Source organism: Asaia krungthepensis NRIC 0535, assembly GCF_025995175.1.
GTDB lineage: Bacteria > Pseudomonadota > Alphaproteobacteria > Acetobacterales > Acetobacteraceae > Asaia > Asaia krungthepensis.
Genome location: NZ_BAPV01000038.1, coordinates 1 through 11307, shown reverse-complemented (window position 1 = coordinate 11307; position 11307 = coordinate 1). Strand labels below are relative to the sequence as shown.

Below are 11307 nucleotides of genomic sequence, written 5' to 3'. Positions count from 1 at the left end.
CGAGGACGGTGCAGGCCCATAGGGTCCGCCCGTCCGGCAAGGTTTCGCTGCCCTCAGACGGTTGCGTGTTGGGATTACCCCAAAAGATGCGGACGATAGAACGTCGGTCGTTTACCTTGGGCATGAATCAAAATCCGTACGTCTGCCAGCGCCTGGCGCGGGCCGAAAAAAACCGCAACGGCGCGTCAGCGGCGTTGTCCGCCTCCCCGCCGTATCGAGGCCAAGGCCCCACACGAAAACCGGACCCTTTCGGGTCCGGTGGGAACGATCAGAAGCCGAGGGCTGCGGCTTCTTCGGAAGCGGCGCGCTGGGAGACGCTGCGCCTGTTGTTGGCTTGGTAGGGCTGCCAGTCGCTGCCCATGAGGTCGCGGTAGGCTTCGCAGGCCCCGGCAGCGACAACGGCGAGAGACCAAGCGTGACCGGCCTTTTCGGCGGCGACGGTGCGCATCTCAGCGGCGCGGTTATCGCCTCCATCGACGCCCTGCCGGTCCTCGTCGCGGTGCTCGTTCGAGAAGCTGTTTGTCGCATCTTTGGCGGCGAGACGCTTGCCCTCATAGAACTGAGCAGCGCCGTAGGCGGAACGAATGACGCCATCCACGATCCGGTCGAGGTGCAGCTTGAGGGCTCTGAAATTCGTGCCGTGGCGGCCATCAAAAGTCAGGATAGGGGCCATTGTTTCGTACTGGTCGCGTACCAAGGACAGACCCGCGCCGAAAAGTTCGTCATACTCACCGACCTTGACCGAGGGGAATCTGGTGGCGATGTGCTGCATCTGGATGTCTGTGGGAACCAACAGCTTGGTCAATTCGAGCGTGGGGGCGTTGCTGGCCTTCACGCGGGCCTCTGCTTCCTTGAACTGACGCACGCGAGCGGGGGAGAGGTTGCGGGCGGCGGGCTTCTGGGCGATGGTGTTGGCTGCGTCTGACATGAAACCATTCTTTCATTCTGGCGAAGTCCCGGAGTGGTGTTACAGCACCTTCCGGGGCGCTTTTTGTGTGAGGCGTTATTGCCTGTTCACAAGTAAAGTTATATCGGCAATTGATAAGGAATAGAATAGACAATACTGCATGTCTATTTGCTTTGTCATGTACTGACCGCATAGTAAAAATCCGTATAATTACCGCTTATGACGTATCGTTATTTGTGTTTACATTATAGGTACTTCTTCCATTCATAAGCAAGCAGAAGTACTCAGCACAATACGCTTACCGCGTGGGGGCGGCGTGTGACGCCGCAGCCGTAGGCCGCGCAACGCGCGCCCATGCCTGGTCTCGATCTGGAGCGAGATGCGTTGATGCGCTGCGCTGACATTGTCCCGTATTAGGCTCACTTTTGCGCCGTCATGCGTGGGCTCCCTTCCTCCGCAGGAGCCATCACCTCATCTGTATTTTATGGGGGCTCGCTTCGCTTGATATGTAACAGCCGTCGCGACAACCGCATGTTCGCAGCTCGGAGGAAAGCTGCGTAGGCTCTGGCCTTGGGCCGGTAGCCTATGGTCTACAAGTGCAACCAACCCCTGAACCAGCTACGACCTCACGGAAGAGATTTTCATGAACCTTGCAGATCGCGACTATGACCGTGAAGACGCAAAAAAACGCTGGCGGGCGGCTATGGGCATACGACGCCCATCCCGTGGCAGAAGGGCAATCACAATCATCGTCCTTGTCCTGATCGGCGGGTGCGTCATCGCGCAGCCTGACCTCGAGCGCATGCTGGCTGAGCTCGTCGGCTATCTTGCTTCCCTTGGGTGAGATGCTCGCCCTCTATACCGCCGTTCTCCCCGTTTCTGTCCACAGAAACTGGGGATAACCCACCAAACAAAGTACCTCATGACGACTGGTGCCGCATCAGCCATTCAGCGTTTGGGCGAATGCATAGGCGGTATCCCTTCATCGATCCCCTTGCGTACCCGGCGCGCTGTGGCGGTCCCGATAGGCGCCCATTCGCCATTAGCGTCGTTGAAGCTGACCAGCCCCGTAAGCTCGAGCTGCTGCAAACTAAGCGCCACATCCTCGAGCGACAGCCCCAGGAAATCGGAGACAAGACCTACCGAGCAGGACTTGCGACGTGTCCGTGATGCAAGGTGAGTGAGCGCGCCGTGAACGGTGTCGAGCAACGGCGCGGCAACAACAGGTCTCATCTCGGGGCCCCACGGCACCCTCGTGTAAGCCCCGTGTCCGATCGCTGCAATCTCTCCCGCCGCGACAAGATCGTCGAGCGTTGCGACCAGGGCCCCGGCCTCATCTGCGTCCAGCGCCAGTCTGAGCGCCATGACTGTCATCGGCCGCTCCTCCAAGAGGAGCAGTAGGCGACGCCGCAGCCCACGGCGCGCCTTGCGTTTGTCCTCCGGTGATTTGTCATGAAAAGGCTGGGCTACCGGCAGGGGGCGAGCTCGAGGTGACATGAGAATTCCTGGTCGTTGGCGATAATCCAGCCATAAACGACCGCAATGTGAGCGCAGGTGACGATCGACCAGCGCGTCCTGGGGCGAAACCTTTGCGCGCATATTCTACCGTCGCGGCATATCGCCCGAACCGGGCTGATACCATGCATGACAGATCCGGTGCCGGTTGAGCGTTTTTCGCCTGAGGCCGCGCGCTCTTTAACGTCGCTTAACAATTGTATGGCGGCATCCCGAATTCACGTGTAGCCAATTTCCGCAACGTGGGTGTGTGAAGGCAGGATGGACAATGCGCGTAGAACCCTACCTTCTGGTTATTTTCACCGCGGTCGCGGAGAGCGCGTCTTTTGCTGATGCCGCCCGACGCTTGGGCGTGAGCCGATCGGCCGTGAGCCAGGCCTTCATCCGTCTGGAGAAGGACCTCGATATGAGCCTGGCGGTTCGCACGACGCATTCATGTATTCTGACTGCGGCCGGAGAAGAGCTCTATGCCCGCGTCGCCGGCCCCATGGGTGAGATCACCGACGCCGTCATCGCCACAACGAACAAGGCAGGGCCAAGCGGATCGCTACGCATTCTGGTGTCTTCTGCCGCAGCGCGCATGCTTACAGGACCTCTCGTCGCAGGGTTTTGCAAAGCCTATCCTGACATCAGGCTCGACATCACGGTAAGCGATGCAGGAATGAATCTCGTCTCTGCCGGGTTCGATGCCGGCATCCGCATCGGCGATCGTCGCGAGGAAGGTCTGACCGCCCTTCCTATTGGCGGCGATCTGAAAATGATGGCCGCTGCCTCGCCGCGCTTTCTCGGCAAGAACGGGCGGCCGAAACACCCTCGGGATCTTCCGCGCTATGCCTGCATCGGCCTGAAAACGCTCTCCGGTCCCCCGCCCTATCTTTGGGAATTCGTTGATCAGGGCGAAGCCCTGAGCGTGATCGTCGAGCCCCGGATCATGACCAGCGACCCGCGCCTTATGCTACGCGCTGCGCTCGCCGATTCAGGTATCGCATTCGGATTTGAAAAGACGTTCAGAGCGCATATCAAGAGCGGAGAGCTGTTCTCGCTTCTCGACGACTACATGAAGTCACATCCGGGCTTCACTCTCTACTATCCCACGACCCGCTACATGCCCCCCAAACTCCGGGCGTTCCTGAAGCACCTACCGGCATCTTCGGCAGCCTGAGTATCAGGGCCTATCATCTCTTACGTGTGTGTTCGCAATGGCCGCTTGATCTGGCTTCGTCCGATTTCCCGGTGGCGCATGCAATACCAGACCAGGTCCCCGTGTCGATCGACGAAGCCGAACATGGCGCCGCACCCGCATTGAGCACAGTCATGCGCCCATTTTGTGGGGGATGATGACCCATCCCCTCGCTCCGGCGCCCGGGCGTCACTCACGATCCGAACTCGCGCAGATTAGGAGCAGGGCCGCTACCGGTGTCGGCATTCCTGTCGGCCAACCTGAAGCGTCGCTTTGGCCAGCCCTGACGCCGTGAGGCCTCGGGAATATCCGCAATGAAGCCGTTCGCAGCGGCAGGCCGTCCGCCGCGATAGCGGCACCATGAGACGCTGACGCGTCTGCGGCCTCTCGTCAGCGCCACATAGGCAAGGCGCCTCTCTTCGGCAGGATCTGCTGTCGCATTGGTCGACGGAAAGAGCGTGTCCTCCCAACCCGGTAGAAAGACGTGACCGAACTCGAGGCCTTTTGAGCCATGGATCGTCATGAGCTTCACCCTGCCGACTGGATCTGCGTCGTCGCGCACACTGCCAAGGGCGGCATGGTCGAACAAGGCTTCGAGGGTCGGGAACGTTTCTGCCAACACACAGAGCTCGTGCAGGTTCTCGAGTGCCGTCTTGCCCTCGTCCCCTTCCTGGCGATGCATCTCGAAATAGCCGGTTCTCTCGAGGAGCATACGGAGCCTCGCTGCAACCGGCATCCCGACCTCCCCGGCGATCTCGCGGATGGTCGCTGTGAAAAGCGCTAGCGCCCCATGGGCCTTGGTTTTGCCACCTGCAGCAATCTTTTCAGCCGTCTCAAAAAGGGAGAGATAGGATTGCTCGGAGATCTGCTCCAGACGCGCCATGAACACCGCGCCGATGCCCCGTCTGGGGCGATTGGCCATTCTACGGAAGGCCTCATCGGATTGCCGGTCGTCGAGGCTGCTGCAAAGCCTGAGGAGCGCCAGAGCATCCTTCACAGGGACGCGCTGCCAGAACGCCGTATCATTGACGAGCTCATAGGGAATATGTGCGTGCAGCAGCGCCTCCTCGAGCTGACGGGACTGGAAATTGAAGCGATAAAGGATCGCCATGTCATCGAAAGAGACGCCTTCCAGCCCTCGTCGCGCAATCTCGTCGACAATACCCTTGGCCTCTTCGGCGCCACCAGGCCAGTTGAGGATGTCGATCGGCGCTCCATCTCCGGCTGCCGTGTAGAGCGTCTTTTGCAGACGATCAGGATCCGCCGCGATCACGGCATTGGCGGCTGCGAGGATATGGCCCGTGGAGCGAAAATTCTCCTCGAGCGCGATCATGCGTCCGTGCGGAAATTCCGAAAGGAAGGAGCGAATGATGGCCACATTCGCCCCACGCCAACCAAATATCGACTGCGCGTCGTCGCCCACCCCGAAGAACTCGCCATGGTCCTGCGACAGCAGCCGTAGCCAGAGATACTGAAGCCGATTAACGTCCTGAAACTCGTCCGCAAGCACCGCGTCGAACCGACCGGCCCAGTCGCGACGGTATGTCTCGTCTCGCAGCATGGTGACGGTAGGCCATAAGAGCAGATCTGCGAAGTCTGCCTTATTGGCTTCTCTCAAATGAGACTGGTAGGGACGGTAAAGCGCGGCAGCCTCACGCCAGGCATTCAGATCGTCTCCCTCATGCAACTGGCCCGAAGCGATGAGCCCCTCGGTCGAGCTTACGGCATCGTTGGGGAGGATCAGCCGCTCCTTGAGCAGGGCAATACGTGTCGAGACGGAGCGGATCCGCTGTTTCAGCGTCACATCATCCGGTGAGTCAAAGCCAGCCGCGCAGGCTTCCTCCAGTAACCGACGGACGATAATGCGGCTGTCCTCGGCGTCGCAGATATCGAACCCCTCGCGCAAACCGGCGATATCAGGATCGTTCCGCAGCTGACGGCGGCCATGCCCATGGAAGGTACCGACCCATCGGGGTGCATGGTCGCTTCCAAGCACAGCTTCGATACGCGATTTCATCTCCCCTGCGGCCTTGTTGGTGAACGTCACGGCGAGAATGCGATGCGCAGGCATGCCACGTCTGCAGATGCGATCAGCAATCCCCGCAACCAGTGTCTTGGTCTTGCCTGTTCCGGCACCGGCCAGCACCACAACGGTCCCGGGTTGACGGGCGGCGTCGCGCTGGACGTGCGTAAGACCGGACATGATCGAGGAGTGATCCGGTAACGTAGCTGTTTGGTACATATCTATTTCCCTGATGCCGCGCGCCGAAAAAGAGGCCGGTCGGCATGCTCTTCTTGCGAGACAGGCACGAGCCCCCTCGTGGCCAATGATGACGATTGTCGCGCAATGTATTGGGGGAGATGATCCATATGTTCATAGGGTCGTCTGCGCAGCCGACCCGGTGCGCCTGCCAGGGCGTCTGGACATAGGGGAGATCGCGGGCCGTGGCAGGTCGCGGTGTCCGTTCTCGAGCATTTCGAGCCAACGGGACGACCTTGCGCCGAGCCTGCCGCCACCTTCCAACAAACGTCTCAGCTCCGTCCGGTGATAGCCAAGATGCTCGGCGAGACGGCGCTCGGACCAGCCGATGATCATGAGCGCACGACCCACCGCGTAGGCATCCATGGGCGCGCGATTGCCTGCAATGGGAACGTCGCGCGAAAGCGGGGTCGCATAGCGCCGGTGAAGTGCGTGCAGGGCATCCAGCCACTCCATGAAAGACTGAGGTGGTTCGCCAATGCCATGTCGCCATCTCGCGATCCGGTCCCGCGATATCTGGCTTCGTCGGCTTGCCTGGCAGACCGACCAGCCAATGCCGTTCAGTCTCGCGTCGATGAGGGATGCCGCTTGATTCACTCAGCCCTCCTCCCCTTTCTAGCCGCGTCGCACCAAACCGTCAGGTTCGACGTCGTGGATCAGCTCGATCCATGTGTCTTCGCCAGGTGCCACAGAGATGATGTCACCTGTCGAAACAAAAACCTCGGTGGGTAGCTCGAGATTCCATCCACCATGACCGTCAGGGAAGCCTTTGGTGACGAGTCCATATCGTTCATCGTCACCATCATGAATGCAGACGAATGCTTCGGGGAAATCCTGCGTTGAGGCCTCACCGCAAGGAGAAACCGTACGTGCCACTGTATCGGGCTGGGCCGACCAGTCAGCGGTTGCAACTGCTACAAGGTTCAGGAGAGGCACGACCGCGCTACGCGCAGATACTGCATCCCGCCCAGGTACGGTTCCGATCTGACGGACGGCGTATCGCATAGGATCGATCGAGCGGAACGCGCCCGTATACAGATCTTCTCCGGTATAAATATCGAAGCACTGCGTGAGATCCCATCCACCTGGGACGGGATCGGCCGACACGACGATCCCCGACACCACCTCGCCGGAAACGAGGCAGGACAGCTCAACAAGAGTCCATGGGTGGGTACCGCCAAGCTCAGGGCTCCGGCGGCGGTAGTCATCGTATAGGAGATGCTTCAGGAATGCCTGTCGCAGCGCTACGATCAGATCGTAGCCAGGGAAGAGCACGTCAAGATCGGTATCGGAATGATCGTGTGTCATGGTTGAGTTCTCACTCTGCAGGGATTTTGAAGGAGGCGCCTTGTCGGAGAGCCTGAATTTCGGTTGTGCCGACCCAGCCATTCACGGTGATGAACTCACCGGCGTCGCTGTGGTCGGTTGAGAAAAGGGTGAATTGCCCGTCCAGATCGAAGCCTAGTTCAGGCATCATAGGATCGAGATCGCCCCCTACGGCGAGGCCGGTCGCGCTTCGCGCCATGCCCTCACACTGGAGGAAGAGAAGCGGTATAGTGACACCCAGACCGGGGGCCGCCTGCAGCATCTGTGCAGCACGCCCGCTCACCAGGAACGCACGATAGCAGGTCTCAGCTTGAGCAATCTGCGTGAGTACGTCTGTGGAAGTCTCGCAACCCTCAGGTTGTGACTTGTCGCCGTTACCGGAGGTTCGATGCCGCCCGCTCATGATGCCACCGCAGCAGATGCGCCGTTTGCTGTCATGCTGACCTGCAACGCCTGGTTGAAATCATTGGCCCCGCCCGGGGGATAGAGCCGCATGCTATCCACGCCACTCTCATCGGCGAGATCGTAAAGCATGTCTGCATATCTGTGGCCTGGGTCATCACGATCTGTCGCGACGACCAGCAGCGCGTCCGGATTATGGCGCATGGCATCGAGAAGATCCTGCAAAGCAGTGATGGTTTCCGGCCCCATGCCGCCACCCGTAGCGACATAAAGCGTATCGTTTCCACGCTCGACATCCATGGCGGCAAAGGAGAGCGCGTCGATCGGCGCTTCAGCCACGACCAGACGACGCACGGGCGTGCTCGGCCTGAGCTGGAAGCGGAAGAGCGTCTTGACGCTGTCCTTCAGCTGCAGGCGCGTTTCAGGCCCACGCCGCTCGACGCCCGTGATCGCCCCCTGAGCGTTGCGATAGCTAAACCAGGCTGCTTTGAAACCATCACGGATCGATCCGTTAGCCGAGGCCTTTCGCAGCAGCCATTCCGGCAGGCAACGCGTTTCTGTCAGATACTGCCAAGCCGTGGTTCCTTTACGCAGCGGCCTGGCCTTGGCCCAGCGCTCGGCAGGAGGCGGATAATCGGACGAGGCCTTCTGTGTGTTCACCCACGGGGTCGAAGCAGGCTCAACACCGACCATCTTGCCCAGATCGACACAAACATCCCGCCACCGGAGCGTCGGCTCGAAATGCTTGACGAGATCGAAGACGTTTCCCTTGGCCTGGGAACCAGTATCCCACCAGCCCTTGCCCTGATGGGAGACGATATAGGTCTCGCCCTTGCCACGACGGTACTTGAGCGAATTGCGCGTGCTGTCTTTCTTGTCGAGGGCGAAACCATAACGCTCCAGCAGCAGCGCACAGGAGACGCCGGAAGTAATGGCAGCGCGATCGGCCTCAGATAATTCGAAACGTGCCATGATCATTACTCCTCAGCGAAAGCCATGAAGCCGAACTACTAGGAGTGCGGCCATTTCCTACAAACAGATACTATCATAGTGACCGGAATATACAACAAGAAATTGCAATATTACACAATAAATACGCAATATCGCGCCGTTTCGATACTTCGAGATACTTCGCAGAACCGGTTTCATCCAATAAAGAAAAGCAACAGCCTTTCGATCGACCTGTGCCGGAGGCAAAGGGTCGAAAGGATAGCGCAGCGACGCCTTTCGACCCGACACTTTCAGGACCGCTGTGGACGGAGATGGGGTCAAGATAGGTTCTCAGGGGACCTGTCTGCACGAAGCGACCAACGGGAGCGGAGGAAGATGGGGTGGAAGCTGTCTTGACGCTATCGAGGCCTATGGCATGGCGTATTGCGATTGGTACGGCTCAAGCATCGCCCTGATGAATACGTCAACGGGATACGCCGAATGGCCATAGGGGCTTGGGGCGGAGCCCGTGTCACGTGGCCCCGAAGGGGAGACGCCTGTGTTCTTCTGCGCGCATCGTAAGGAAAGGTGATGCGCGAGATGGATCAGATGCCTGACCAGGCGCGCGCATAATTATAGATATTCTGCCTGTCCTCGGCTTTGAGACGAGCCCCGCTCAGATGGGTCACAGCAAGAGCCGGTTTCCCCCACAACGTAGCCTCCTGGGCGATCGGATTATGACGTGACGGATCGATTGAAGAGACATGACCCTTGTCGATGATGTGCCCTGGTATTCTCTTGAGCGTGTCGAGCCCGATGACAAGAATGCGCCTGGGCGCATAAACCTCGACCAGTTGCTGAATTGTCCCGAGGGAGTGCTCTTGCAGCTCGCGGCGGACAGGGAGCGGGATTGTTGTCCATTCGTTGACAGAGACAGCGCGGAAGAAGTTGATATTGCCGCCCATCATGTCGTTCATACGATCTGCTGACCAAATGCTCCGCAAAGCCCTGGCTAACGGCCAGGTCGCGCTCGCGTATTCAAGTGTGGTAGGGGGACCTGCTGGGCGCTTTGCCTCCTCTGTCATCTCATCAATCTTCATCCTGTAACCGGGCTGGTATCCAAGAATAAAGATCGAGGGTGTCACGACCTCGGGTCCATACAGGATCTCGTATCCGTAATCCTTCCCGCCCATCTGTGGCGCCAGTCTGTCGTAGAGCTCGCGTGTCTCCGCGTAGGCAGTGCGATACTTCGTGTCGATCATGTTCGGCGCCCTCACTGGGAACAGGTTGGTTCCTGTGACCCGGATCCATAGTGGCGCGATCGTTGTGGAGTGAGAAGTGACGGCGTGGCACACTATGCGCGGATCACGTCCTGACCCGCGTACTCCAGCTCAAGGCCATACCAGCGCTTGAACCATTCCGGGCTGGGATGAGCCTCGAGGAGTATATCCAGAGCCTCCTTTGCCTGTTCTTCAGTTGCGAAAGGGCCTGCGAGCATGTGGCCGCTCGTACTGTCCGCAACATGGAAGACGCCTGACCCATCAGGAGCAGATTCCAGATAAGGCTCGACGGGAGGTGGTGGTACCGACGGATCGGCGATGTCGGCAGGGTTGCCCGGAAAGACGGAAGCAATGGGCGTCTCCAGCAGCGCAAGCACCGCATTGACACGCGCATTGGTGGAATCACCACGATCCGCCCAGAGATCCCAGTCGATGCGCAGGAGGATCTCGTTACCCAACCGTTCGCGCAGGTCGCCTATCGTGTCGTCCTGAGCAATGGACACGGCCACAAGGTCAGGCGCGTTCGGCGCGGTGAAGAGTTCGATCGGCAGAGCGCTTTGATACCCGGAGCATAGGAGCTTGAGCCTGACGGCTGTGAGGCAGGAAGAATGCATGCGTTTTCTCCTGTCGCGGTCGCGCTGCTGCGCAGTCGACACGCGAGGTCGTGATGGAAATGGGTGAGGGTTTTGTGGCAGCATCGGGAGATGGCAATTTCCCGACGCAGATCGCGCAAAGCTGACAGCGGGGTGGGACAGCAGATGTCCCTCTTCCCGGTCGAGGCGCTATTGCGCCGTATCAGACCGGACAGGAATGAATGGCGGTATTATCGTCTGAGCATCCACCGCGATCTGTTCGGCGGCGCGACATTGCTGCGGCAATGGGGTCGTATCGGCACGGCAGGCAGCACGCGCGTCGATCTCTATCAGGATGAGGGAGAGGCCGCGAATGCGCTGACGCGCATGATCCGGTATCGAAAGAAACGCGGATACGCGCTTATCGGCAACTGATCAGAAGCGCCGGGAGAAGCCGCGCAGGACTGGATCGATGAGGGCGCGTCGCTCTGCACCGGTTGATCGTGAGCGCGGGGTGTAAGGGCTGATTTCCGGCTGAGGCAGCGCGGGATCAGCATCATGGATCTGCAGGGACAAGCTCGGGAACGGATCGATACCGGTCCGTTGTTCGAGCGCCGCGTAGCTCAGCGTCTCGCAGACAGGCGCATCGTCATTGCGGCACAGCCACGCGCCGCCCCGCTCATGAACGGGATCGTAGACCGCCTTCCAGATCGCAACGGGGACCGGAATGCGGTCCCAGCCGATCGTCGGCCCGTTTGCCTGAAGTACGGGACCCGTCACGACGTAGAGCTCGCCGACCCTGTGCGCCCAGTCGGCCACTGCCATCTCGATCCCGGTCCAGACCCCTTCGTTCAGAGCCGGGGTTTCGGGCACGACATTGGCGAGAGAGAAGGTCTCCTCCTGGGAGAGCTGATCGGGCGCTGAACCGCTCGGGG

At 59.7% G+C, this 11307-nt stretch carries 13 protein-coding genes; 3 read left to right on the top strand and 10 right to left on the bottom strand.

What is annotated here, in order from left to right; genetic code table 11:
• Positions 1 to 268: 268 nt before the first annotated feature.
• On the bottom strand, positions 269 to 928 hold the full coding sequence (locus AA0535_RS11310) for a hypothetical protein (protein ID WP_264816313.1): 660 nt from the start codon (positions 926 to 928) through the stop codon (positions 269 to 271).
• 622 nt (positions 929 to 1550) lie between these two features.
• Between AA0535_RS11310 and AA0535_RS11305 the strand changes: the two genes are divergently transcribed.
• A complete protein-coding gene (locus tag AA0535_RS11305) occupies positions 1551 to 1751 on the top strand; it encodes a hypothetical protein (protein WP_264816311.1) in 201 nt (66 codons plus the stop codon).
• 104 nt (positions 1752 to 1855) lie between these two features.
• Here the strand turns inward: AA0535_RS11305 and AA0535_RS11300 are convergent, their stop codons facing one another.
• Complete coding sequence (locus AA0535_RS11300) at positions 1856 to 2404, bottom strand: hypothetical protein (protein ID WP_264816309.1); 549 nt, start codon at positions 2402 to 2404, stop codon at positions 1856 to 1858.
• A gap of 286 nt (positions 2405 to 2690) precedes the next feature.
• Here AA0535_RS11300 and AA0535_RS11295 point away from each other — a divergent pair, with 286 nt between their 5' ends.
• Complete coding sequence (locus AA0535_RS11295) at positions 2691 to 3584, top strand: LysR family transcriptional regulator (protein ID WP_264816307.1); 894 nt, start codon at positions 2691 to 2693, stop codon at positions 3582 to 3584.
• Between the two features lie 211 nt (positions 3585 to 3795).
• Here AA0535_RS11295 and AA0535_RS11290 read toward each other — a convergent pair whose 3' ends face one another.
• The 7 genes from AA0535_RS11290 to AA0535_RS11260 all read right to left on the bottom strand — a co-directional run bounded on the left by AA0535_RS11290 (position 3796) and on the right by AA0535_RS11260 (position 10414).
• Positions 3796 to 5805 (bottom strand): ATP-dependent helicase, encoded by a 2010-nt coding sequence (locus AA0535_RS11290; RefSeq protein WP_264816306.1) that lies wholly within the window; start codon positions 5803 to 5805, stop codon positions 3796 to 3798.
• A 171-nt stretch (positions 5806 to 5976) separates the two neighbouring features.
• The gene (locus AA0535_RS11285) at positions 5977 to 6459 is read right to left on the bottom strand and encodes a transcriptional regulator (RefSeq protein WP_264816304.1); all 483 of its coding nucleotides are present in this window, start codon (positions 6457 to 6459) and stop codon (positions 5977 to 5979) included.
• A gap of 18 nt (positions 6460 to 6477) precedes the next feature.
• Complete coding sequence (locus tag AA0535_RS11280) at positions 6478 to 7170, bottom strand: hypothetical protein (RefSeq protein WP_264816302.1); 693 nt, start codon at positions 7168 to 7170, stop codon at positions 6478 to 6480.
• 10 nt (positions 7171 to 7180) lie between these two features.
• Positions 7181 to 7591: a hypothetical protein gene (locus tag AA0535_RS11275; protein ID WP_264816300.1), complete on the bottom strand. Its 411-nt coding sequence runs from the start codon at positions 7589 to 7591 to the stop codon at positions 7181 to 7183.
• Positions 7588 to 8562, bottom strand: coding sequence for a DUF3991 and TOPRIM domain-containing protein (locus tag AA0535_RS11270; RefSeq protein WP_264816297.1), 975 nt, complete (start codon positions 8560 to 8562; stop codon positions 7588 to 7590). The genes AA0535_RS11275 and AA0535_RS11270 overlap by 4 nt, the downstream gene beginning before the upstream one ends.
• A 563-nt stretch (positions 8563 to 9125) precedes the next feature.
• Positions 9126 to 9782, bottom strand: coding sequence for a hypothetical protein (locus AA0535_RS11265; RefSeq protein ID WP_264816295.1), 657 nt, complete (start codon positions 9780 to 9782; stop codon positions 9126 to 9128).
• Between the two features lie 92 nt (positions 9783 to 9874).
• Entirely contained in the window at positions 9875 to 10414 is a 540-nt protein-coding gene (locus AA0535_RS11260; protein ID WP_264816293.1) for a hypothetical protein, read from the bottom strand.
• A gap of 144 nt (positions 10415 to 10558) precedes the next feature.
• Between AA0535_RS11260 and AA0535_RS11255 the strand changes: the two genes are divergently transcribed.
• Positions 10559 to 10807, top strand: coding sequence for a WGR domain-containing protein (locus AA0535_RS11255; RefSeq protein WP_306310236.1), 249 nt, complete (start codon positions 10559 to 10561; stop codon positions 10805 to 10807).
• On the opposite strand, the gene AA0535_RS11250 is transcribed toward AA0535_RS11255, so the two are convergent.
• The coding region (locus AA0535_RS11250; protein WP_264816289.1) for a DNA/RNA non-specific endonuclease at positions 10808 to 11307 on the bottom strand (500 nt) is incomplete at its 5' end. It lies immediately after the preceding gene.